Origin of the sequence: Paenibacillus sp. XY044 (genome assembly GCF_002257645.1) — a bacterium.
Classification (GTDB): Bacteria; Bacillota; Bacilli; order Paenibacillales; family Paenibacillaceae; genus Paenibacillus_AQ.
The window spans coordinates 201,007-223,145 of the sequence record NZ_NQMO01000008.1 but is presented as its reverse complement, the minus strand read 5'-3'; the positions used below and the strand labels follow the sequence as shown (position 1 = coordinate 223,145).

At 50.0% G+C, this 22,139-nt stretch carries 29 protein-coding genes and 5 tRNA genes; 11 read left to right on the top strand and 23 right to left on the bottom strand.

Annotated elements, in window-relative coordinates:
- Nucleotides 1-37: 37 nt before the first annotated feature.
- Nucleotides 38-589: a copper amine oxidase gene (locus CJP46_RS27510; protein WP_094598950.1), complete on the bottom strand. Its 552-nt coding sequence runs from the start codon at nt 587-589 to the stop codon at nt 38-40.
- On the opposite strand from CJP46_RS27510, the gene CJP46_RS37450 reads away from it, so the two are divergent.
- Both CJP46_RS37450 and CJP46_RS27500 read left to right on the top strand, forming a co-directional pair.
- Nucleotides 570-1,100, top strand: a complete 531-nt coding sequence (locus CJP46_RS37450; protein ID WP_179281358.1) for a hypothetical protein — start codon at nt 570-572, stop codon at nt 1,098-1,100. The two genes, CJP46_RS27510 and CJP46_RS37450, sit on opposite strands and share 20 nt — an antisense overlap.
- A gap of 4 nt (nt 1,101-1,104) precedes the next feature.
- Nucleotides 1,105-1,842: an MBL fold metallo-hydrolase gene (locus tag CJP46_RS27500; RefSeq protein WP_094598824.1), complete on the top strand. Its 738-nt coding sequence runs from the start codon at nt 1,105-1,107 to the stop codon at nt 1,840-1,842.
- 108 nt (nt 1,843-1,950) lie between these two features.
- On the opposite strand, the gene CJP46_RS27495 is transcribed toward CJP46_RS27500, so the two are convergent.
- The 3 genes from CJP46_RS27495 to CJP46_RS27485 all read right to left on the bottom strand — a co-directional run bounded on the left by CJP46_RS27495 (nt 1,951) and on the right by CJP46_RS27485 (nt 3,190).
- Complete coding sequence (locus CJP46_RS27495) at nt 1,951-2,190, bottom strand: DUF3892 domain-containing protein (protein ID WP_094598823.1); 240 nt, start codon at nt 2,188-2,190, stop codon at nt 1,951-1,953.
- 88 nt (nt 2,191-2,278) lie between these two features.
- Nucleotides 2,279-2,722 (bottom strand): GNAT family N-acetyltransferase, encoded by a 444-nt coding sequence (locus CJP46_RS27490; RefSeq protein ID WP_094598822.1) that lies wholly within the window; start codon nt 2,720-2,722, stop codon nt 2,279-2,281.
- 276 nt (nt 2,723-2,998) lie between these two features.
- Nucleotides 2,999-3,190: a hypothetical protein gene (locus CJP46_RS27485; RefSeq protein ID WP_094598821.1), complete on the bottom strand. Its 192-nt coding sequence runs from the start codon at nt 3,188-3,190 to the stop codon at nt 2,999-3,001.
- Nucleotides 3,191-3,351: 161 nt separating this feature from the next.
- Between CJP46_RS27485 and CJP46_RS27480 the strand changes: the two genes are divergently transcribed.
- Nucleotides 3,352-3,424, top strand: a tRNA-Val gene (locus CJP46_RS27480).
- A gap of 752 nt (nt 3,425-4,176) precedes the next feature.
- On the opposite strand, the gene CJP46_RS27470 is transcribed toward CJP46_RS27480, so the two are convergent.
- Complete coding sequence (locus CJP46_RS27470; protein WP_094598820.1) at nt 4,177-4,413, bottom strand: hypothetical protein; 237 nt, start codon at nt 4,411-4,413, stop codon at nt 4,177-4,179.
- A gap of 211 nt (nt 4,414-4,624) precedes the next feature.
- Nucleotides 4,625-4,741, bottom strand: a complete 117-nt coding sequence (yjcZ, locus tag CJP46_RS36295) for a sporulation protein YjcZ (RefSeq protein WP_143813040.1) — start codon at nt 4,739-4,741, stop codon at nt 4,625-4,627.
- Nucleotides 4,742-5,289: 548 nt separating this feature from the next.
- Here yjcZ and CJP46_RS27465 point away from each other — a divergent pair.
- A complete protein-coding gene (locus tag CJP46_RS27465; protein ID WP_094598819.1) occupies nt 5,290-5,856 on the top strand; it encodes a TetR/AcrR family transcriptional regulator in 567 nt (188 codons plus the stop codon).
- A 56-nt stretch (nt 5,857-5,912) separates the two neighbouring features.
- Entirely contained in the window at nt 5,913-6,644 is a 732-nt protein-coding gene (locus CJP46_RS27460) for an SDR family oxidoreductase (protein WP_094598818.1), read from the top strand.
- 475 nt (nt 6,645-7,119) lie between these two features.
- Here the strand turns inward: CJP46_RS27460 and CJP46_RS36290 are convergent, their stop codons facing one another.
- From CJP46_RS36290 to CJP46_RS27450, 4 genes are all read right to left on the bottom strand, one after another.
- Nucleotides 7,120-7,236, bottom strand: coding sequence for a sporulation protein YjcZ (locus CJP46_RS36290; RefSeq protein WP_143813029.1), 117 nt, complete (start codon nt 7,234-7,236; stop codon nt 7,120-7,122).
- Between the two features lie 185 nt (nt 7,237-7,421).
- Complete coding sequence (locus tag CJP46_RS36890) at nt 7,422-7,541, bottom strand: YjcZ family sporulation protein (protein WP_218831059.1); 120 nt, start codon at nt 7,539-7,541, stop codon at nt 7,422-7,424.
- A 540-nt stretch (nt 7,542-8,081) separates the two neighbouring features.
- Nucleotides 8,082-8,252 (bottom strand): hypothetical protein, encoded by a 171-nt coding sequence (locus tag CJP46_RS36700; RefSeq protein WP_179281357.1) that lies wholly within the window; start codon nt 8,250-8,252, stop codon nt 8,082-8,084.
- 283 nt (nt 8,253-8,535) lie between these two features.
- Nucleotides 8,536-8,850, bottom strand: coding sequence for a hypothetical protein (locus CJP46_RS27450; protein ID WP_094598816.1), 315 nt, complete (start codon nt 8,848-8,850; stop codon nt 8,536-8,538).
- Nucleotides 8,851-9,025: 175 nt separating this feature from the next.
- On the opposite strand from CJP46_RS27450, the gene CJP46_RS27445 reads away from it, so the two are divergent.
- The 3 genes from CJP46_RS27445 to CJP46_RS27435 all read left to right on the top strand — a co-directional run bounded on the left by CJP46_RS27445 (nt 9,026) and on the right by CJP46_RS27435 (nt 9,940).
- On the top strand, nt 9,026-9,205 hold the full coding sequence (locus CJP46_RS27445; RefSeq protein ID WP_256992550.1) for a YjfB family protein: 180 nt from the start codon (nt 9,026-9,028) through the stop codon (nt 9,203-9,205).
- Between the two features lie 202 nt (nt 9,206-9,407).
- A complete protein-coding gene (locus tag CJP46_RS27440) occupies nt 9,408-9,602 on the top strand; it encodes a hypothetical protein (RefSeq protein ID WP_094598814.1) in 195 nt (64 codons plus the stop codon).
- A 164-nt stretch (nt 9,603-9,766) separates the two neighbouring features.
- On the top strand, nt 9,767-9,940 hold the full coding sequence (locus CJP46_RS27435) for a hypothetical protein (RefSeq protein ID WP_179281356.1): 174 nt from the start codon (nt 9,767-9,769) through the stop codon (nt 9,938-9,940).
- Between the two features lie 78 nt (nt 9,941-10,018).
- Here CJP46_RS27435 and CJP46_RS27430 read toward each other — a convergent pair whose 3' ends face one another.
- Nucleotides 10,019-10,759 (bottom strand): glycerophosphodiester phosphodiesterase, encoded by a 741-nt coding sequence (locus CJP46_RS27430; protein WP_094598812.1) that lies wholly within the window; start codon nt 10,757-10,759, stop codon nt 10,019-10,021.
- A 172-nt stretch (nt 10,760-10,931) separates the two neighbouring features.
- Here CJP46_RS27430 and CJP46_RS27425 point away from each other — a divergent pair, with 172 nt between their 5' ends.
- Nucleotides 10,932-11,093, top strand: coding sequence for a mechanosensitive ion channel protein MscL (locus tag CJP46_RS27425; protein WP_094598811.1), 162 nt, complete (start codon nt 10,932-10,934; stop codon nt 11,091-11,093).
- 137 nt (nt 11,094-11,230) lie between these two features.
- Here CJP46_RS27425 and CJP46_RS27420 read toward each other — a convergent pair whose 3' ends face one another.
- Complete coding sequence (locus CJP46_RS27420) at nt 11,231-11,701, bottom strand: hypothetical protein (RefSeq protein WP_094598810.1); 471 nt, start codon at nt 11,699-11,701, stop codon at nt 11,231-11,233.
- 228 nt (nt 11,702-11,929) lie between these two features.
- On the opposite strand from CJP46_RS27420, the gene CJP46_RS27415 reads away from it, so the two are divergent.
- Complete coding sequence (locus CJP46_RS27415; RefSeq protein ID WP_094598809.1) at nt 11,930-13,012, top strand: AI-2E family transporter; 1,083 nt, start codon at nt 11,930-11,932, stop codon at nt 13,010-13,012.
- Between the two features lie 36 nt (nt 13,013-13,048).
- Here the strand turns inward: CJP46_RS27415 and CJP46_RS27410 are convergent, their stop codons facing one another.
- The 7 genes from CJP46_RS27410 to CJP46_RS36695 all read right to left on the bottom strand — a co-directional run bounded on the left by CJP46_RS27410 (nt 13,049) and on the right by CJP46_RS36695 (nt 15,116).
- On the bottom strand, nt 13,049-13,459 hold the full coding sequence (locus tag CJP46_RS27410; RefSeq protein WP_094598808.1) for a hypothetical protein: 411 nt from the start codon (nt 13,457-13,459) through the stop codon (nt 13,049-13,051).
- A gap of 32 nt (nt 13,460-13,491) precedes the next feature.
- On the bottom strand, nt 13,492-14,160 hold the full coding sequence (locus CJP46_RS27405) for a uracil-DNA glycosylase (protein ID WP_094598949.1): 669 nt from the start codon (nt 14,158-14,160) through the stop codon (nt 13,492-13,494).
- A 146-nt stretch (nt 14,161-14,306) separates the two neighbouring features.
- Nucleotides 14,307-14,392, bottom strand: a tRNA-Leu gene (locus CJP46_RS27400).
- Between the two features lie 150 nt (nt 14,393-14,542).
- Nucleotides 14,543-14,628, bottom strand: a tRNA-Leu gene (locus CJP46_RS27395).
- Nucleotides 14,629-14,650: 22 nt separating this feature from the next.
- Nucleotides 14,651-14,727, bottom strand: a tRNA-Ile gene (locus tag CJP46_RS27390).
- Between the two features lie 38 nt (nt 14,728-14,765).
- A tRNA-Met gene (locus CJP46_RS27385) sits at nt 14,766-14,842 on the bottom strand.
- Between the two features lie 109 nt (nt 14,843-14,951).
- The gene (locus CJP46_RS36695; protein ID WP_179281354.1) at nt 14,952-15,116 is read right to left on the bottom strand and encodes a hypothetical protein; all 165 of its coding nucleotides are present in this window, start codon (nt 15,114-15,116) and stop codon (nt 14,952-14,954) included.
- Nucleotides 15,117-15,326: 210 nt separating this feature from the next.
- Here CJP46_RS36695 and CJP46_RS27380 point away from each other — a divergent pair, with 210 nt between their 5' ends.
- Nucleotides 15,327-16,193: a YitT family protein gene (locus CJP46_RS27380; protein ID WP_094598807.1), complete on the top strand. Its 867-nt coding sequence runs from the start codon at nt 15,327-15,329 to the stop codon at nt 16,191-16,193.
- Nucleotides 16,194-16,328: 135 nt separating this feature from the next.
- Here the strand turns inward: CJP46_RS27380 and pyrE are convergent, their stop codons facing one another.
- The 4 genes from pyrE to CJP46_RS27360 are packed head-to-tail and all read right to left on the bottom strand — an operon-like array spanning nt 16,329 to nt 22,068.
- On the bottom strand, nt 16,329-16,970 hold the full coding sequence (gene pyrE / locus CJP46_RS27375) for an orotate phosphoribosyltransferase (protein ID WP_094598806.1): 642 nt from the start codon (nt 16,968-16,970) through the stop codon (nt 16,329-16,331).
- The gene (pyrF, locus tag CJP46_RS27370) at nt 16,967-17,704 is read right to left on the bottom strand and encodes an orotidine-5'-phosphate decarboxylase (protein ID WP_094598805.1); all 738 of its coding nucleotides are present in this window, start codon (nt 17,702-17,704) and stop codon (nt 16,967-16,969) included. Before pyrF ends, pyrE begins: the two co-directional genes overlap by 4 nt.
- A gap of 19 nt (nt 17,705-17,723) precedes the next feature.
- Nucleotides 17,724-20,936: a carbamoyl-phosphate synthase large subunit gene (gene carB, locus CJP46_RS27365; RefSeq protein WP_094598804.1), complete on the bottom strand. Its 3,213-nt coding sequence runs from the start codon at nt 20,934-20,936 to the stop codon at nt 17,724-17,726.
- A gap of 1 nt (nt 20,937) precedes the next feature.
- Nucleotides 20,938-22,068: a carbamoyl phosphate synthase small subunit gene (locus tag CJP46_RS27360; RefSeq protein WP_094598803.1), complete on the bottom strand. Its 1,131-nt coding sequence runs from the start codon at nt 22,066-22,068 to the stop codon at nt 20,938-20,940.
- Nucleotides 22,069-22,139 lie beyond the last annotated feature (71 nt).

Sequence of the window (22,139 nt, the reverse complement as noted above, 5' to 3'; positions counted from 1 at the left end):
TCCGCATGATCTGGTCAATTTATCCTCCCGCTTGAAATCAGTTCAGCGCGGTAATCACTTTTTGCGACACGAGGACGTAATCGCTGCTCTTGGTGGCTTTAATATAGAACCCCACTTTATATTTGCCTGCACTGCTGAAATCATACGTAAAATCGTAGGTACGGAACCAGAAATTATCCTTCTGGCTGCCGCTCACGTCCTGGGACTGGATATCCTTGACCTTCCCCGAAGGGTCCGTAATGGCCACTTTTACGCTCGCCACATCGTCCGATAGACTGTCCACCTGGCAGAATACGTTGAACTTGAGTTTTCCTTTATTGACATTGCCGAAAACGGTATCTCCATTAAACAGAAATATATGTACGTTTGGCTTAATGAATTCAACCTTGTTCGTATCTGAATTAAATTTTACAACCCCGTCAAACTCCCGGATGGGGACATAGGTTTTACCGTCGATAATATAACCGCCGTCCTGGATTTCTTTGCCGTTCATCCACACTCTGACCTTCTGGGTAATTGAATCCGCAAACACCGAGCCTCCCATCAGGGAAAAGGCGAACACGCATACCATGACTTTCTTCCAATTCATCTTCTTCATTTCCCTCCATTTCCATCGTGATGTTGTATGTATATACGAAAAGTACAAACGCAAGTTGCGCTGTCAACGCGGGCAAAACTCACATTTTTTCCCCAAGGCAATGGAAATCTATTCCAGGAGTGCAAAAAAAAGCCCCACATGGTGGGACTCGGGCTCGATTCATAAATCAGTTCCTTGTTTCGGTCATTATTTCTTGGTTAAAATGCAGGGCACCCCTTTGCCGACCGCACCCGGTACTCTCATCCGTGCAGCATACGCCATTCCCCGGGCACAGGGTGTTTTACAGGCCTCACATACGTCGGAGGTAACGAGCCTCATGCCGCGGATGACCTTTTCTCCTTTGGGTGCCGGTTTTTTGCTTTTTCCCTTCGCCATGACAAAACCCCATTTCGCGCGTTTACAGCATACTATGGGGGTAGATGGAAATTGGGAACTGTGGTGTATAATGAAAGAAGAAAAAACGAACGGCATGCTCGGCGTGCCGGTTTTCACAGGAGGATAAACCGATGAGCTTGCAGCTTCAAATGCTGGGGACAGGCAGCGCCTTTGCCAAAAAGTATTTCAACAATAATGCTCTGCTCGGGGACGGGTCTTTCACCTTGCTGATCGACTGCGGAATTACGGCGCCCCTCGCCCTTCACCAACTGGGCAAAACGTTTAACGACTTGGATGCCGTGCTAATCACCCATATCCATGGCGATCATGTCGGCGGTCTGGAGGAGCTTGCCTTCCAAATGAAATATGCGTTTCACCGCAAAATGAAGCTTTATATCGCGGAGTCTTTGCGTGAGGTGCTGTGGGAGCACACACTCAAAGGCGGTCTGTCCCAGCCCGGCGAGATCACCTGCCTTGAGGACGCCTTTGACGTACATACGCTTCAGCCGGGGGTTCCCTGCCGCTTGTCGGAGCATATCGAGCTGGAGCTGATACCGAACCGCCACATTCCGGGCAAGGACAGTTTCTCCCTCTATATTAACGGCCGGATTTTCTACAGCGCGGACATGACGTTCGACCCCAGGCTGCTGGACAAGCTCGTGCGGGATCGCGGCTGTGATACGATCTTCCATGAGTGCCAGCTGGAAGGGCCGGGAGAGGTGCATACGACGCTCAGCGAGCTGCTCTCGCTGCCGGAGCCTGTCCGGCGCATGACCCGCTTGATGCACTATGCCGATAACAAAGACGAATTTGTAGGAAAAACCGGAGAAATGTCCTTCCTGGAGCAAGGACAGGTATATTCGCTATAGCCCTTGCGGATGAATCCGAACATAAGCAAAAAAAGAAAACAGCCGGCTGCAGAAAGAATAAACTTTACTGCAGCCGGCTGTTTATTATGAAAACACCAAGCGCGCCTCTTATTCGAAGATCGGCAGATTATCGAGATTATTCGATGGATCGCCGTCGGCGTCCCCGCGGATGTACATCTCCCCGTCACGGCCTTTAAAGACGTTTACGCCCGCAATAGCGCCAGCCTTCACTTCCTGCAGCGCCTGCTCGTAATCAAGCACCCGGCCCGACGACGTTTGAAAAGCCGTTAAGTCGCCGTCACCGTTCTTTTGCACTGCGATAAATTGTTCCCTTCCCGGGTTTCCCATCGATATCCACTCCTTAAGTTGTGATGATACACCAAGGTGACATATGGATACCATTCCCTAGAAACAGGGATTTATGCGAAAATGAAGCCTACAGCGTTTTCTTCATGCGGACATGCGGGATGCCGGCGTCATCGAACGGCTCCTTGGAAATAACCTCGTAGCCCTGTTTGGCATAGAACTGTTCAGCCTGGCACTGCGCGTCCAAAATGGAATAGGCCAGCCCGAGTTCCCTCGCCCGCTCTTCCATTGCCATCAGCAGGATGCGGCCAAACCCATGGCTGCGAAGCTCGAGGCGAACGGCGATTCTCTGCATCTTCGCGGTGTCGCTGTTATAAAAAATGATCCGGCCGGTGGCCACATACTGATCCTTGTCCTGAATGAGAATATGATGAACATTCTCGCTGATCACATCGTATTCGTCGATCTCCAGATCGGCGGGTACGTTTTGTTCTTTGACGAATACCTCCTGGCGGATGTCCAGCGCATGCTTCAGCAGCTCGGGGGTCGTCACGTATACTATTTCTGCAGGCATCGGTTACCCTCTCTTTCACGCGATCATGATAAAAGACATAGCTGAATCATTATACAAAAAAATGATTTTCCTGTATAGTTGACTCATGAGAGCTCTATGGAAGGGAGACCATGGATTGTTATGGGCATGACCATCGCGCTGATCGTCATTCTATCGGCCATCTTGATCTATTCATTCATTTATGTCATCCAAAAAGGATACTCGCGCAAATGGGATGATGAATAAAAACATAGGGCCAGTGCAGTCGGAGCACGGGCCCTATGTTTTTTAGGGGAATCAGGGCGGCGTAATGGGGCCCTTGGAATACATATCCTCGCTGACCGATTTGCCGTACACATCCACCATAATCGGCGAATCAGCCATCGTGGAGTCAGACTCGATCGGCTCCCGCGCATCCGAAAGCTCACCCACGGTGGAGCATCCGGCAAGCAGCAGGCACAACCCTGCCGCGAGCACTTTACTCGGCATACCGCGAACACTCCTTCTGTATCGATATACTTTAGTTTTCGCCCGATTGAAGTGCTCCTAATCATGGGACGGCAAAGAAATTGTTCAGACCATTTACGTGAATAAAAAAAGATTGACAGCTAACTACTTCACTGTTAATATATTAGATATCTGATTTATACGATCTGCTAGCTCAGCTGGGAGAGCACCATCTTGACAGGGTGGGGGTCAGTGGTTCGAGCCCACTGCAGATCATCTATAGAAAACCCTTGAAGCCTTATGCTTCAAGGGTTTTCTTTTTGTTCACCAGCAAATACATTTTTACTTAGTTGGGGGCCATTTGGGGTCCACTTAAAAAGTCACTGAAAACTGGCATATACTCTGTCCGATTTAATTATGTAATCCAACGACTCATATGCAGCCTTCCTTTTCCCATCCTCCCAGACTTTCCATTAACGTATATTCTTAGCTCATAAACGCCAATATCCGCATCATTAAAATTAGTTGTAACTAGGATGTTCTCCTTTAACCGCTTTTCTTCAATAACAATGAAAACTTCGGAATTAGGAAACACGACCCTGACCGCCCCATTCGGCATTATTAGACCAGATCGAAGCGCCCAGCTTCGACAGCGTGATGACCAAACTCAATTTACCACCATTATCCCTTTTTATGAAAATAACTTTCTTCTATATGAAAGAATTTACGGCTTGCTCGATATCAAATCGTATTTTTCATAATGTTCACTCCCAAATGGTGTAATGTGTACATATATAAAGTATAAAACAAACATTTGTCGCCGGTCGGACGCATGGCAAAAGGTTATTAACTGGTCGTATGCTGAGGTATTTATCACTGGATATCGTAAAGAGGAATTTGGCTGGCTTACTGCTGTTCTAGATTGGTCCGGCAAGCTCCGGCCAACTGGAATCATTGAGCACGGTCCTGGTCCGAAGGAAAAATTATATGGGTCAAAAAAATCTCCTCGTAGTGAGGAGATCGTCACATTAGATTAGAGCAATCGCGAGCAGCGTGAACAGGCTTAACGTCAAAATGGTGTTGCGTGCCCTGAATCCGAAGGGGAAGAAAGCGGAGGTCGTTACAGGTCCGTCTCTTCGATCTGTCTCCAAGTACACGTTATCACGATCCACTCTTACGATTCTTCCTTCGTGAACACAACCGTCTCTTGTAACAATGCGGACTCTCCGGTTCATGTATCGCGTGCAGCTATAATAGGCTTCCATCTCATCGCCCTTTCTTTGACAAACCATCATATGAACGCGTTGGACAACAGGTCACGGCAGTTATACCATCTACAATGAACTAGATCGAAGTTTACCGATAGTAATGATAGATTCCGCTAGTTTACGAAATTTTGAGAAAAGGACTTTAAAGAGCACTTTAAAACCCTTAAAAAAGATTCAGGAATAAAATTAAACCTTTCATGTTATTTGTTTAGAAAAAGAAAGATCCAGTTATGATAACCAGCAATATGAAAAGAACTAAGATAGCTGCAGTACTGGTACCAAGACCACCATGACCATAACCTGTTCCGCCTACAACTTCACTCATCTCATTCTACCTCCTTTGATTTAGAGTACATTGTATTTTATGTATTAGGTAGGATTAGGTAAGGGCAAAGAGGTATACACGGAACCCCAATTTATGAAAGTGCATAAATTCCCAACCACAGATGTAGGTAGGATTCTAAACGAATTGATGAGCGAACCCTACCTTAAAAACAAAGTAAAAGGCTCCCCGCAAAATGCAGGCGAGCCTTTTTCCGATACTTTCGGATCACAATGGCGCGTCCGTATATGTTGTAATGATATTACAACAGTCATGTTGATTAACCACTAAATGGTAGCAAAAGAGTCGTCAACTCGGTAAAATGTTTGTACCCCTAGAAACCAACTGTCCAAAGAAAATAAATGTTGGACTAAAAAGACTGCCACATCCCATTAAGCTAAACGGGAAGTCCATTTCCGTTAATATAACAAAGGGGTGAAACACGGTATAGCTCGGGAATTGCTCTTTGTCCATCGCCATAATGACTTGACTAGGATAGAGGAATATTTTATGCTTGGTTGGTCAACCAAATATGTTAGAAGGGAGAAAGTATGATTACAGAGCCGCTAAATAATCGGGATCTCATTATCGCCAAGACGCATGATCTGTTGATTGAGTGTGGTATTAAAAATACTTCGATGAAACGTGTTGCACAAGCTGCTGGTGTCGCACCAGGCTTGATTCATTATTATTTCAAAAGCAAGGAAGAGCTTATTTTGGCTGTGCTGGAGGAAGCTAAGGGCCAATGCCTTCAGGATTGGGATGAAATTCTCCAGCAAGCAAAGGACAACCGGCAAATCGAACACGTTTTAAAGTTGGGTAAGGAACGGTTATTTGCGGATTTAGAGCTTTACCGGCTACGGTTCGAACTTTATTCCAACGGTCTAAATAATTCGAACCTCAAGTCGCATGTGAATGCACTATTACAGGAAGAACAACGAAAAATTGCCGAACTCTCCACTCATCTTGTCAGAAAAGAAGGCGTTAATCACGAAGCTATCGCAGCTACTTTGACCGCCGCGTTTGATGGGCTGGCTCTGCGCAAACTGACTGACGAGAGCTTCGATTTGGATGCGGCGTATGAAACATTAAGTGAAATGTATCTTTCGTTCACTTAATGCTTCATTTTTTATAATTATTGGTTGGTCGACCAAACACTATGGAGGAATAATAAATGGATACACTACATGAAAAAAAAGTCGTGATTGTTGGAGGTAGTTCAGGTATTGGATTGGCAACTGCCGGTCACTTACTTGAAGCAGGGGCTAGGGTTGTTATTGCTGGACGATCTCAGACAAAGCTAGACCTTGCGCGAGAACGCTTCGCTCATTATGGTGAGAATGTAGAGGATTATGTTCTGGATATGATGGATGAACAGCAGGTAAAACAATTTTTCAAACAGCGGATCAAGCAGTTCGATCATCTCGTGATTAGCGCTTCAGAAACTTCCTTGGTCGATTTTAAAGAGTCCCAGATGCAAACCGTGAAGGAATTATTCGCCAGCAAATTTTTCGGTCCCTACCAGTTGGTTAAACATGCAGCGCCTTGGCTATCGAACGAAGGCTCGGTTACGCTGTTTTCGGGAGCGGCAGCATTCAAGCCGGCCAAAGAAACGGTGGTTCTCGGCTCGGTGAATGCGGCGGTTACCTTTTTGGGTCAAGCTCTGGCACTCGAGCTCTCTCCTATTCGGGTCAACGTGGTTTCTCCAGGCACTATCGACACACCAGCTCACAGCAGTATGGACGTTACTACCCGCAATCAGTTTTTCCAACATGTGGCCTCTGGTCTCCCTATAAATCGGATCGGGACCGCTGAGGATGTCGCCGAAAGTGTGCTCTATCTCATCCGTAACGGATTTAGCACGGGCAGCGTTTTGCATGTGGATGGAGGGCAATCCATTGTGTAGTTAAGGATAAAAGAGAATAGCGAAGTAATCGACTTTGAACTGATCGAGGAGGCAACGAATCCGGCGATTGGACACTGGCAAGAGATATTCCGTATGCCCGACAGGATTCATAGTTTTCCCGATTTACGTGACGGGAATGAAGCTATTCATACATCCGTACAATGTATCATATGAATTAATCAGGATTGGGTATGAGCAAAGCGGTATATAGATAATGGCTCATTCCACGTTTGTAGGATGAGCCATAATTGAAGTTCTACGAATGAGCGGAGTGCTAAACCCTCTACATATTTATGATTACAGGATAATTAGAATATCCCATCCTACAGATACGGGATGGGATATTTCGGACGGATGTAAATAGAGAAGTGCAAGTAATCGCGGCGGCAAATCAATATATGCAGAGGTTATTCAAAATGCTCCAAAAACAATTAAACCCTGCCAGCACAAGCTGACAGGGTTTAATGATGTTCACTTAGAAAAAGAAAGATTTAGTTATGATAACCAGCAAGATGAATAGGACTAAGATAGCTGCAGTGCTGGTACCAAGACCACCATAACCATAACCTGCTCCGCCTACAACTTCACTCATGAGTAAGCCCTCCTTTAGTTAAGAGTACATCATATCTTATGGATAAATGAGCATTTGGGAAGGGCAAACTTCTCAAGGGCAAACACTCATTTTTTACGTTTCGGACTATAAATTAGAATGAATCAAAAAAACAACCCTGCCAGCTGATAGCCAACAGGGTTTTCGTCACTACTCGTTCCCATTCTTTATCTCCAACAAAATGCCGACAAGATAATTACCAACAGAATAAAAAGCACAAGGATAGCACCAACATTGTTATGCAAGCCGTATCCGTAACCTACGCCACCAACAACACCATCGCTCATACATGTACCTCCTTTGCCAGAAGTTAATAACACAATATGTATGTTCCATTATTTGGTATAGGTAAACACACCTGATATGTGATTTTTTTTCTTCTTGGAGTTCTTTTTATTAACTCTAAGGGTGCCCCTTGTTTTGTTTTCAAACAGAACAAAATGCTTTCAAAATAATTACTAACAGAATAAAGAGCACCAAGATACCACCTATATTATTAGGGCAGCACCCATATCCAATACTTCTGACGAAGCTCATGATAGCCCCCCCACTTAGGCGCTTGTGTATTTTAAAATTTTTCCCTAATGAAAATGCCCGCTTCGAAAGCGGGCTGCACCTTAATTCATCAAAGAGATTTCATGAGCTACTATACTATATGCCCCTATAGATAATTGGTTCTTACATACAACAAAAAACATAATCAACAGGGTCTTCATCATTCCTGACTCTTGTCCTTATCAGGAAGACTATGCTCGCCTCCGGATTGCTCACGAGACACCTAGAGTCCGTAGTTCTACTTGCTATTCATTGGCATTCGCCCACCTGGTTCAAATCAATCCGTTTTTTACGCTACGATCGAACAGGCCCAGGTTGTTAAGGATTTGAATGCACAACAGCTCTGCCTGTGATTTGTCGTTAGAAGTCTTGATAGCGCCTACGGCCATGGCCGCCTCAAGCGCCTTGTGAGCCCATACTGGCGGCGTTTGATTGCCGCTCATATTTATGCGTTTCTCCAGCTCCTCGATCCGTTTCTCAAGATCCTCAATCCTTGCGTCACAGTATGAGGTCCCTCCTTTAGAAGATGAAACAGATAACAACTTTGATTCTATCCTTATTGCTATCCAACGACGAATCGGGCATGCCCACCTTTGGGATCAGTGGTCCGAGCCCACTGCAGATCATCGATTAAAGAACCTTGAGTTCTTATGGATCAAGGTTTTTTTGTTATTTTCACAGTATACTGGAGAGTTGTTGGCCCCCGAGCACCGTTAAGATGATCATCTATTTTGTTCCCATCTGGACCTTCGCCGTGTTTGCGAAAGAAACCGTTACATACGATATCTCAGGTTTCACATTTTCCAACAAAGGTGGGGTAACCAAATGGGTAAATTTTTCCATGACCATGATCACCGTCGTAACTGTCATGTACGCAGACCAAAACCGGTCGTCCTTAAAAAAGAGATCAAGAAAACCATTTTCATCAAAGTCGACTGGGAGCCTGTAATCAAAAAGGTCCACAAAGAAAAACATGTGTCCTGCCATAAGATTCACAAGAATCGCCACCACTTCAAAAAGCGCCACCATAGAGACTGCCACTGTCGCGACCACTTCCGTGGAGACATGATGTATTAATTCCGGATCTTTCGGATGACATCAAGCATGTTCCCCCTGATCACCGCCCAGGAACCTCGGTTCCTGGGCGGCATTATTTTATAAAACACACCGAAAATCCGATAACATAGATGTTACCCATTTTACATAGAGGAGGCATATGATGGATATCCCTGCTTTATCGATGGCCATGAGCCAGTCCCGGCTTGCCCAAAATGTGAGCATCCAGGTGCTCAAAATCGCAAAGGATCAAGCCTCACAGGACGGTCAGTCCCTGGTCAAAATGCTGGACAGCAGCGCCGTACCCCATTTAGGAAATCGTCTAGATGTCCGGATTTAGAACATGCTTTCTTTTCTGCCCCTCCAGACGGAGGGCTTTTTTTCTTTTTCAGCGGAAAAGTTCAAATGAAATTCAAATTTTAGGTCCATATCCCCACCAATCAAACACCTGTTCTCTATCCATTAAACGAAAATTATCTTATGATAAAGATAGTTATTGATACAAAAGTCTTACCCGTTTGTGGAGACAGGAGAATAGTCTCATGGAAAAGGAAATCGAAATGGCGATCCGCCGCGGCCACCATTTATTCGTTCAAAATTTGGAAGGTGAATCTATTACCGGGATCCCCGAGAAATCAGAAGATCCGGGCACATTAAAAATGCGGACTGTATACGGTTCCATGTGGATTCCGCTGGACGAAGTCGGCCACTTGTCATGTCTCATTCATATCCGTTAGTATTCGCTGCCCTTCCGGGGCAGCTTTATTTTTTATATAAAGATGAACGATCCGGATCGTACGGCGCAGGAAAAGTGGTTCATCGCCTCTCAGAACGGTTTATCCTTACATATAAGGAACACACTATGGAAGTACCGACGATTTTACGGGAAGGACGTGTCGCGATGAATAAGCCGAACGAAGAAGATCGTTTCCCCGGGGTTGACCCCATTCCGGATCCCGATCATGAAACGCCGTCATCTACGGACATGATTGAAGATGTCCTGGAAGAAGGATCCCGGGAAGTAAAGGAAGGTAAGCATAAATCGAGCGGGGATTCGCCAGACCACCAGGGTTGACGCGTTCCCCCATCGTTCTCGAGACGATTACGGGCACAAAATAACCCGATGCCGCCCTGGCATCGGGTTATCTGTGTTTTAAGAGCGCACCGAAGCGCTCAGCAGCGCAGCCAGCTTATCCGGGTAGTCGGTGATGATACCGGCTGCCCCGGCATCGATGAGCCGCTGCATCTCCTTCTCTTCGTTGACCGTCCATGGATGGTATACCTTTCCTGCCGCCTTTGCTCCCACTACAAATTCAGGCAGGACCGCAAAATGGTAGGCATGCAGGGCATCTGCCTGAACGCTGCGGGCGTACTCCCACGGCTCATACAGTCCCTCCATGTATAGAATGCCGGTACGAATTTCAGGCGCGAGCTGCTTGCAAAGCAGCAGGGAATAATGATTGAAGCTTGAGATGACGATCCGTTCGCTCATGTTATAGCGTCTTACCATGTCGATGACCTTCTCTTCAAGCCCTGCATACGGTACCTTGGTATTTTTCAACTCGATGTTGATGACGGTCCCGGTGTTCTGAACCAGTTCCAGCAGCTCTTCCAGCAGCGGAAGGCGCTCCTCAGCAAAATCAGGATGGAACCAGCTTCCGGCATCCAGCTTGCGCAGCTCTTCTAAGTCATGATCTTGGACCCACCCACTCCCGTTTGTGGTCCGTGACAGTGTTTCGTCGTGAATCAGGATGAGCCGGCCGTCCCTGGACAACTGAACATCGGTTTCAATCCCCGTGGCTCCCAGCTCCAAACTGCGGGCAAAAGCGGCTATCGTATTTTCAGGACATACCGCTGATGCGCCCCGGTGGGCGAAATTAATAATAGAATCCAACTCTTTCAACCTCCCGACTGGTTTTCTCACAAACCTTGCCAACCTATCGTACCCGTCTTATGTAATGCGAGTATAAACCGTAGAGTTTACAAACCGCTCCATCCAAATTGATTCCTCTCTGATGGTTGTATTTTATCATGGATTTATCACGCATATAAGGAGGTATTCATGGATGATCGTATTTGACGTCATCGTTCACGGAGAAGTCAAAGAAACCATCTGGCCGGTCAGCCAGCGGCTGCAGCATATCCTCGCCTACGTCACCGAAGAAGCCAAGATCCTCAGCAAGAAATACGGAACAGCCGTCAACTTAAGCCGCAGAATCATTTATTGACCGAAAGGGGATCGGTACTCGATCGCCTTTTTTTATTAGATATTAGTCAGTATAAGCTTCAGAGACTCGGGCTTCCTTATATCGCAAGAAAAACTACCGTTAAATACGTTCCGGCTTCTTTGAAATTACGTCATCGATTATTTCGTCTCGACGCATTTATGGTCCTCAAGAACATGCTGCGCCTCGATGCTTCGCTCCTTGCTGCACTCTACGATGACCATAAAGTTCCCCTGAATAAGCAGCTTCTCATAGTTCTCTGCATCCTGTACAGGGACCCCGATCCCCACCAGGCTGACCACCAGTCCGTCATTCTTCCCTCCGACTTCCGCTCCCCCGAGTTTGGCCGCTGCCGGTCCCGATGCCCAGGTGATTTGATCCCGCATCGTCAGGCTGGAGGTTAGATCCCGGATTTCGCCGAATAATCCGCTGGTGCCATGCCTGGATACAGGTTCTTTCAAGCCGGTATCCCGGCATATGATAGATAGCTGTCTCTTGTCAAGGGCAAGCAGCGAAACATCCTTTTTGTCAAAACGACGCTCCCAAAGCGCGCTGATCGCCAGCGCCGCATCCTGCCTCGTCCGGAACAATGCGATCACGAGTTGTTTCATACCCAATCCCTCCCAGGTTAAATATCTGTATGTAAATAGGTAAACTTCCGCACGCGCAAAAAAACATCCCGGCCAGATATAACGCCAGGATGTTCAAACTAAACTGTGAAGTCTTCTGGGGCAATGGCAGCAGCTCCCTGAATCATTCTCCTCACATTTGGTTAATGGGTTGTAAAAGAGGAAACGGGCCGTTTCATAGGCTGGTTCATGAGAGCTGGGGGGATTTGGTTGCTGCAGAGCAAATATTTTCGTACATGTCTGGGAATTATCGCGGCGCTTTTGATTATCTATTTAGGCGCCAAAGTAAAATTTATTTTCAATCCGATCGTGCTGCTGTTCCGGCTGCTCCTGGTCCCGGTCATGCTGGCCGGTTTTATGTATTATTTGCTGAGGCCCATTGTGAATTACTTGGAGAAGCACCGCTGGAAAAGATCGCTATCGATCCTGTTGATCTATCTCGTGTTTGTAGGCCTGATCGCCCTGTTCTCGGTGCTGGTATGGCCAACCCTGCGCGAGCAGCTGATCACTTTTGCGGACAACGCGCCTTATTTCGTGGAAGATTTGCAGAAGCAGTTTGATGCTCTTCAGAAAAACAGTTTTTTCGGCAAAGCGCTGCCAAGCGAGTCGGAAATCTATGCCCGAGTGAGTGAATACCTTAATGGGCTGATTATGGCCGTTACGAATTCGATTTCCAATTTTATATCCGTCGTATCGAACGTCGTGGTCATTATCGCTACCGTTCCGATCGTGCTGTACTACATGCTGAAAGAGAGCAGCAAGCTTCCGCCTAAAATTTTGCATATGCTGCCGCGGAAATACCGGAAGGATGGTAAGGAAGTACTGCGTGAAATCGATACGGCGCTCAGCAATTTCATCGTCGGCAGGGTTGTGCTGAACCTCATTCTCGGCGTCTTGATGTACATCGGCTTTCTCATTATCGGGCTACCGTACTCTCTCCTGCTCGCGCTGATATCGATCGTGCTGAACCTGATTCCTTATGTCGGAGCGATCATCGCCGCCATTCCGGTGGTCATCATCGGTTTCATCGACTCGCCGTCCGTTGCCATATGGTCCCTCGTCGTCATCATCATCTCCCAACAAATTCAGGATAATTTGTTGACCCCGATTATCTACGGCAAGCAGCTGGATATTCACCCGATGACGGCGATCGTCCTGCTGCTGATCGGCGGGGACGTATCCGGGATTGTCGGTGTTATTCTGGCCATCCCCGTCTATATGATCGCCAAGATCATTATCGTCCGGGTGTATGCGCTGTTTTTGGCGGAAAAGGTAGATGAAATGAAAGAATAAACATGCTATGAAGCAAAACCGCGTTTAGCGGATGACTCAAAGGATGCCCCGCAATGACCGGACGACGCACGTGCACTCCGCTTTCCGAAATGTGCGGCCGTCCGACAGGGTCAGCGTCTCCACATTATGCGAGCTCAGGGTGGCCCTGTATGCTTCCAGGCGGTCATTCCGCCAGATCATGACCTCAGATCCGAACAACACGGCGTTATCATACTGCCGCTTATGCTTTAGGGTATATCCAACCGAATGAGGCGCGGCGTCAGGGGCATTTTTCCCATCGGGAAGGAGCCGGATTGTACAAACCTCGCCAAACGGCAGCTTCATGTCGTGTGGACCGAGCACGAGATATTCGTTATGTTCATCCCACTTGCGAAGCGTCCCTTTGACCCGGGAATGCAGCTTGTCATTACACATAATGGTGACCCGCCTGCCGATCCATTCCTTCATGGCCCCTTCGCCTCCTTTCGCATTTAAAATGACTATCTGTCAGGAATCGCCCAATCGACCGGTTCGATCCCATGGGATATCAGAAACGCGTTGGCCTTGGAAAACGGCCTGCTTCCAAAAAATCCACGGTGCACCGACAGCGGACTCGGGTGAACCGACTGGATCACCAGATGCTTTTTCCGGTTGATAAAAGCTCCTTTTTTCTGCGCATGGCTTCCCCACAGAATGAAAACAACCGGCTTGTCCCGCTCATTCAGCTTCTCAATGACAGCATCGGTAAATCGCTCCCATCCTAATCCTTTATGCGAGTTTGCCTCTCCATCCCGGACGGTCAGGACTGTATTGAGCAGCAGCACTCCTTGCTCGGCCCAATGCACCAGCGTCCCATGGTTTGGAATCGGCACTCCCAGATCGCTGTGCAGCTCTTTGTAAATGTTTACCAGGGACGGCGGAATCCGCACGCCGGGTTCGACCGAAAAGCTGAGTCCGTGGGCCTGCCCGGGTCCGTGATAAGGGTCCTGTCCCAAAATCACCACTTTGGTATCTTGGTATGGGGTCAGCTTGAGCGCTTTGAAAAGGTCCTCTTTCGGCGGGTACACTTTGTGAAGCTTGTATTCTCTAGCCAGCTTATAGCGAAGTTCCTGAAAATAGTCCTTATCGGTCTCTTCCTTCAGCTGCTCGTCCCAATCATTATTAAATATCATGAAGCATTTCTCCTCTCTCGTAAATATATAAACCTATTTTAAAAGAAAAACATCTATCCACGCACAACCATCTTCTTTTAGCTAAAAAAATAAGCCGGCCCCGATCCGGACCAGCTTACCCTGTTCAACTTGTTTCAACCAAATGCCGAGAACCGGGCTCGAACCGGTACGGTAGTCACCTACCGCAGGATTTTAAGTCCTGTGCGTCTGCCAATTCCGCCATCCCGGCTTGTCCATCACTTTTGTGACGACAAAAATTAATATAGCATGTTTTGCCTATACCGGCAATCCTTTTATTCCCATTGCTCTTACCGGCCATGGATTAAAAAAGCCGGCTCAGTCAAAGACTGAACCGGCTTCCTGCGATTGTTCGCCTGTATGCCGAGGACCGGGCTCGAACCGGTACGGTAGTCACCTACCGCAGGATTTTAAGTCCTGTGCGTCTGCCTATTCCGCCACCCCGGCATGCTGCTTACGATTGCTTATATGGTGGGCCCTGAGGGACTCGAACCCCCGACCAGTCGGTTATGAGCCGACCGCTCTAACCAACTGAGCTAAGGGCCCTGATCAAGTATATACCGTACAGATAATGGCTGTTAAATTGGTTGCGGGGGCAGGATTTGAACCTGCGGCCTTCGGGTTATGAGCCCGACGAGCTACCGGACTGCTCCACCCCGCGTCATTAACCATATCAAATAGCGACAAGAATTAATATACAGCATATGTACCCACTGCGTCAAGTATTTATTTATGGAATTGTCGTTAGGACACGCTGAAAGCCTGCCACGTCACGGCAAGAAGCGGACGCCGTATCTGCCTCTCCGTGAACGGAATATTTCAACGATCCGCGGCTCTTCATAGCCGTAAATCCAGCTGTCCTGCTCCAGTCGTTTGGCCAGGCACCCTGCCTGAAATTTTGTCCGGTAAAGCTTACTGAAATACACCCATCGCATTGCCGCTGCCTTCCTTTCATAGATGAGCTGTTTTGATGCCTATTGTTACCGCAAACGCCAGGGTTCATTCATGAGCAGCAGAAATATCAGCTAGCAAAATGTCGAAAACGTTCGAAAAAAAGCGAGATTGCTTTGTGCTCAGCGAAAAAATCGTTTATACTGATAACTAAGTTGTTTAACATTTTAATTTTCAAGAAAGTGGGAATGTCCATGGCAAAAGCGCATAAAAAACTGTCTTTTATGGATCTGCTCAAAAAATTTGTTTTCATCACGGTGGGGGCCGTTCTCATGGCCGTCGCGCTCGAAGTATTTCTCGTTCCCAATGAAATAATCGACGGAGGCATCACCGGGATTTCGATCGTCCTATCCAAAGTTACGGCTTTCCCGCTCGGTATTTTCCTGTTCATTATCAACCTTCCGTTTTTATTTCTGGGCTATAAGCAAATCGGAAAAACGTTTGCTTTCTCCACCCTTTACGGCATCGCCGTCATGTCTGTGACTACACAGCTTCTGCATCACGTAAGCCCTTTTACCAATGAGAAAATATTGGCGGTCCTGTTCGGCGGGCTTATTCTGGGCCTCGGGGTCGGACTCGTCATCCGTTACGGCGGATCGCTGGACGGAACCGAAATTGTCGCGATTTTGTTATCCAAAAAGCTGCGCATGCCGGTCGGCCAGATCATCATGATCATGAACGTGTTCATTTTCATTGTCGCCGGATTCGTTTTCGGTTGGGACTCCGCGATGTATTCCATATTTACATACTATATGGCCTCCAAAGTGATGGATATCGTGGTCGAGGGCTTGAACGAATCCAAGTCGGTTACCATCATTTCGAACGAATACGAGGAAATTTCCCAAACGATCCAGGATCGCCTGGGACGCAGCACGACCTTCATGTACGCCAGAGGCGGTTACTCGAAGGAAGACACTCAAGTGATCTATTGCGTCGTCACCCGGCTCGAGCTGGCGAAGCTGAAGGCGCTCGTGCAGGAGATCGATCCCAAAGCCTTTATTGCCATTGAGCATGTGTCCGATGTTCTCGGCGGCAATTTTGAGAAAAACGCCATCCACTAATCACGAATGAATCGAAAGCTGAAGACGGGATGGTCCATAACCAATGTAAACAACTTAAAAAGGCAGCCCTGGGGGCTGCCTTTGCTGTATCATGATAAAACCATTTCAGAAAAGTTCACTTAAGCGTCGCTCAACTTAGTTGCCAAAGGAAGACGGGTCTTCTCTCCACGCTTTGAGCGCTTCGACATCCTCCTGCTGAATGGCTCCCTTCTCCAGGGCAACCTCCATCAGTGCGGTGTAGTTGGACAACGTTTGCAGCGGAATACCTGCTTCGGCAAAAGCTTGTACCCCTTTATCGAGCTGATAGCTGAAAATGGCGAGCACGGATAGCGGCTCGGCACCCGCTTCTTTCACGGCCACTGCCGCTTTGAGCGAGCTGCCGCCGGTCGAGATCAAGTCTTCGATGACGACGACTTTTTGCCCCGGCTTAATGATGCCCTCGATCAGGTTCTCCTTGCCATGCCCCTTCGCCTTATCGCGGATATAGGCCATCGGCAGATTCAGCTTCTGGGCTACCCATGCCGCATGAGGGATACCGGCTGTCGCCGTTCCCGCAATGACTTCCGCGTCCGGATACTGCGCCCGGATGATCGCGGCGAACGATTCAGCGATAAGCTCCCGGATTTCCGGATAGGACATCGTCAGACGGTTATCGCAGTAGATGGGCGACTTGATGCCCGAGGTCCAAGTAAACGGTTGTTTCGGCCGGAGCGCGACCGCTCCGATCTCAAGCAAGTGGGATGCGATACGTGCTGGAATTTCTGCTAGGGTAGTCAAGCTTCGATCATCTCCTTGATAATGTGTTCGGCAGCTTCACACGGGTTTTCCACCGCTGTAATCGGGCGTCCAACGACGATGTAATGGCTGCCTTGGCGAATGGCCTCGCCCGGCGTCAGGACACGGGATTGGTCCCCGATTGCGGAGCCCGCAGGCCGGATACCCGGCGTAACGGTAATAAACTTGTGGCCGCAAGCCTCGCGGATCAGCGCCGATTCTTGGGCTGAGGCGACGACGCCGCCCAGTCCAGCCGCCTGCGTCAGCTTGGCGTAGTGGATCACCGCTTCTTGGACACTGCCTTGAATTCCGATCTCGCTGTTGAGCGTCTCCTGGCTGGTGCTGGTCAGTTGGGTAACCGCGATGATCACCGGCTTGCGCAGCCCCGGATCGGCCGCAAGGGCGGATTCGGCTCCATCAAGCGCCGCCTTCATCATCGCCGAGCCCCCGGCGGCATGGACGTTAAACATGTCCACACCAAGGCGGGTGATGCTCTCTGCGCCACCCCTTACCGTGTTGGGTATGTCATGCATCTTCAAATCAAGAAATACGCTATAGCCTTTCGACTTCAATTCCCGCACAAAGGCAGGCCCTGCAGCATAATACAGCTGCATGCCCACCTTCAAGTAGCAGGGAATTCCTTCGAGCTCGCGGACCAGCGCGGATGCCGCCTCGGCATCCGGGTAGTCCAGGGCCACGATCAAGCGGCCCGCCATTTCTTTAAACTTGTCACTCATGCTTCGAATCGCCCCCTTCTCAGTTCGCAAAAGCCGGCATAGCCTGCGAAGAGAAGTTCAGCGTATCCAGCATATTCATCAGCGCTCTGACCGTATCCAGCGAGGTCATGCAGACCACGCCGTTCTCCACCGCTTCCCGGCGGATGCGGAATCCGTCACGCTGCGGCGTTTTCCCTTTGGTCAGGGTGTTGAACACGAACTGTGCTTCGCCATTGCGGATCAAATCCAGGATGTTCGGTGTGCCGTCGCTGAGCTTTTGCACGGTCGTAACGTTTAATCCAGCTTCGTTCAATGCCTGAGCCGTGCCTCCGGTTGCATAGATCTTGTAACCAAGGCGCTTGTAGCCCTTCATGAGCTCCACGGCTTCTTCCTTATCCTTGTCGGCCACTGTGACGATGATCGCTCCCGATGCAGGAATCTTCATGCCTGCGCCGATCAAGCCTTTGTACAGTGCCTTTGCGTACTGCAGGTCGCGCCCCATGACTTCGCCGGTCGATTTCATTTCCGGTCCGAGCGTCGGCTCGACTCTGCGCAGCTTCGCGAAGGAGAATACCGGCACTTTCACCGAAACATAGTCGCTTTCCGGCCAGAGGCCATCCTGGTATCCAGCATCCTTCAGCTTGCGGCCGAGGATCGCCTGCGTTGCCAGGTTCGCCATCGGAATCGTCGTTACTTTGCTCAGGAACGGTACCGTCCGGGAAGAGCGCGGGTTCACCTCGATGACATACACTTCGTCGTTGTAGATGACGAACTGGATGTTCACCAGGCCGATCGTTTTCAGTTCCTTCGCGATCCGCGTTGTGATAGACACGATCTTCTCCTTGAGGTGCTCTTCCAAGTGCTGCGGAGGATATACCGCGATGGAGTCGCCGGAGTGCACGCCCGCGCGCTCGATATGCTCCATGATGCCCGGGATGACCACGGTTTCGCCGTCGCAGATCGCGTCGACCTCCACCTCTTTGCCGAGCATGTAGCGGTCGATCAGGACCGGATGCTCCGGATTGATCTTCACAGCCTGCTCCATGTAGCTCAACAGCTCGTCATCGGAGTAGACGATTTCCATCGCGCGTCCGCCAAGGACGTAGGATGGACGGACCAGCACCGGATAGCCGAGCGATTGGGCCGTTTCAACGGCTTCGTCGACCGATGTGACCGTGCTGCCCTTCGGCTGGGCGATTTGAAGTCTCGAGAGCAGCGCCTCGAACTTCTTGCGGTCCTCCGCTTCGTCGATGCTTTCGAGGCTGGTGCCGAGAATGTTCACGCCGGCTCTGCTCAGCGGTCCGGCCAGGTTGATGGCTGTTTGGCCGCCGAACTGCACGATGACGCCGATCGGCTTCTCCTGCTCGATAACATTCATGACATCCTCGAAGAACAGAGGCTCAAAGTACAAGCGATCCGACGTGTTAAAGTCCGTGGATACCGTTTCCGGGTTGTTGTTGATGATGACCGCTTCGTATCCGGCCTTCTGAATGGCCCACACGGCGTGTACGGTCGAGTAGTCGAACTCGATGCCTTGGCCGATCCGGATCGGTCCGGAGCCCAGCACGACCACTTTCTCCTTATTGGACGGCGTGACTTCGTTCTCCGTCTCGTAGGTCGAGTAGTAGTAAGGCGTTGTCGCTTCAAATTCAGCCGCGCAGGTGTCGACCATTTTATAGACCGGACGCAGTCCGTTCGAGAGGCGGAATTCGCGTACTTCTGCCTCGGTGGTCAGGCTTCCGGCCGTGCTCTGGCTGCGGATCTCGGCAATCGACCGGTCGGTAAAGCCGCGGCGTTTCGCTTGGTACAACATATCATAAGACAGCGTTTCTTCCTGAAGCTGCGCTTCGAATGCGATCAGCCCCTGGATTTTATCGAGGAACCACCAGTCGATCTTGGTCAGGTCCTGAATGTCCTGCAGCTCGTAACCGCGGCGGAACGCTTCCGCGATCAGGAAGAGCCGCTCGTCGTCTGCCTTGACGAGACGCTCGCGGAGTACTTCCTCGCTCAGCTCCTCGGTGCCTTTCAGATAGAAGCGGTGCACTCCGATTTCCAGGGAGCGGATCGCTTTATGGATCGATTCTTCGAACGTGCGGCCGATGGCCATCACTTCGCCGGTCGCTTTCATTTGCGTGCCCAGCTTGCGGTTCGCCTGCACGAATTTATCGAACGGCCAGCGCGGGATTTTGCTGACGATGTAATCCAGCGTCGGCTCGAAGCAGGCGTAAGTCTGCCCGGTAACCGGGTTCACGATTTCGTCCAGGGTGTAGCCGAGGGCGATCTTCGCGGCCATCTTGGCGATCGGGTACCCGGTCGCTTTGGAGGCGAGCGCCGACGAGCGGCTGACGCGAGGGTTTACCTCGATGACATAGTACTGGTAGCTGTGCGGATCCAGGGCGAACTGCACGTTGCATCCGCCTTCGATGTTCAGCGCGCGGATAATTTTCAGCGACGCCGATCTCAGCATTTGGTATTCACGGTCCGAGAGCGTCTGGGACGGAGCCACGACGATGCTGTCCCCGGTGTGTACGCCGACCGGATCAAAGTTCTCCATGTTACATACGACGATGCAGTTGTCGTTGGCATCGCGCATCACTTCGTATTCGACTTCCTTCATGCCGGCGATGCTCTTCTCGATCAGACACTGGCCGATCGGGCTGTAGCGGATGCCGGAGCTCACCGTCTCGCGCAGCTCTTCTTCGGTCGCGCAGATGCCGCCGCCCGTACCGCCAAGCGTGTACGCCGGACGGACGATCAGCGGGTAGCCGATCTCCGCGGCGAAGTCGAGCGCTTCTTGCAGTGAAGTGACGATCGTGCTTTCCGGCACCGGCTGTTCCAACTCGCGCATCAGTTCGCGGAACAGGTCGCGGTCTTCGGCTTTTTCGATCGAATGGAGCTGGGTTCCAAGCAATTTGACGTTTTCCTGCTCAAGCACGCCGGCTCTCGCCAGTTCCACCGCCATGTTGAGGCCGGTCTGGCCGCCGAGCGTCGGCAGCAGTCCGTCCGGACGCTCCTGGCGGATGACCTGTGTTACAAAGTCCAGGGTGATCGGCTCGATGTATACTTTGTCCGCCGTGTTGGTATCGGTCATGATGGTCGCCGGGTTGCTGTTGATCAGGACAACCTCGACGCCTTCCTCTTTCAGTGCTTCGCATGCCTGCGTGCCTGCGTAGTCGAACTCAGCCGCCTGGCCGATGACGATCGGTCCAGAACCGATAACGAGGATTTTCTTAAGCTGTTTATTGATAGGCATATTATCGTGCTCCTTTCACGGCTGCAGCCAGTTCCGCTTGGCGCGGTTTTGCGGGTTTTTGCTGTTTATGGTCGGCTATCATTTTTAAGAACTGGTCAAACAAATAGCTGTTGTCGTAAGGGCCAGGGGCCGCTTCCGGATGGTACTGTACGGTAAAGGCCGGGTACTTCTTGTGCTTGAGTCCTTCAACCGTCTTGTCGTTGTTGTTGATATGTGTAACCTCGAGCTCCGTGCCGGCAACGGAGTCATCCTTTACCGTATAGCCATGGTTCTGCGAGGTAATATAGCAGCGGTTGGTCGCGAGATCCTTCACCGGATGGTTGCCGCCGCGATGGCCGAATTTCAGCTTCTCCGTATCGGCGCCGCAAGCCAGGGCGAACAGCTGGTGACCCAGGCAGATGCCGAAGATCGGATATTCGCCAAGCAGATCTTTGATCGTCTGGATCGCATGCGGTACATCTTTAGGATCCCCCGGCCCGTTGGACAGCTGGATGCCGTCCGGATTCAGCCGGCGGATTTCCTCAGCCGTCGTGTCATGCGGAACGACTACCACGTCGCAGCCGCGGGAAGTCAGCTCGCGCAAAATACCGCTCTTGGCGCCGTAGTCGATGAGCACGATCCGCTCTCTCGCACCCGGGCTGTTGTAAGTATGCTTCGTGGACACGCGCGCTACCTGATCGGTCATCAGCGTGCTCGCGGCAAGACGCTCTCTCAGTTCCTCGACGGACTGAGCGGAAGTCGTCAGAATCCCCTTCATCGTGCCGTGGCTGCGAATGAGACGGGTCAGCATGCGTGTATCGATGTCACTGATGCCGACGATGCCGTATTCCTTCAGCAGCGTATCCACGCTGTATTCGGCGCGCCAGTTGCTCGGCACCGTTTCGTGGCGTCGTACGACAAAACCGTGCACATACGGCGCAACCGACTCAAAATCGTCGCGCGTAATGCCGTAGTTGCCGATCAGCGGGAACGTCATCGTTACGATTTGCCCGCAGTACGACGGGTCCGACAGCACCTCCTGGTATCCCGTAATCCCTGTATTAAACACGACTTCGCCCGTCGTTTCACCTTCTGCTCCGAAAGCACTGCCTGTAAACAGCGTTCCGTCCTCCAACAGCAATCTTGCCTGCATCCCACTCACTCCTCTGTCAAATTACGTAAAGTTAGTATTCTGTATTGATTGAACTAAAGATTTACGCCCTA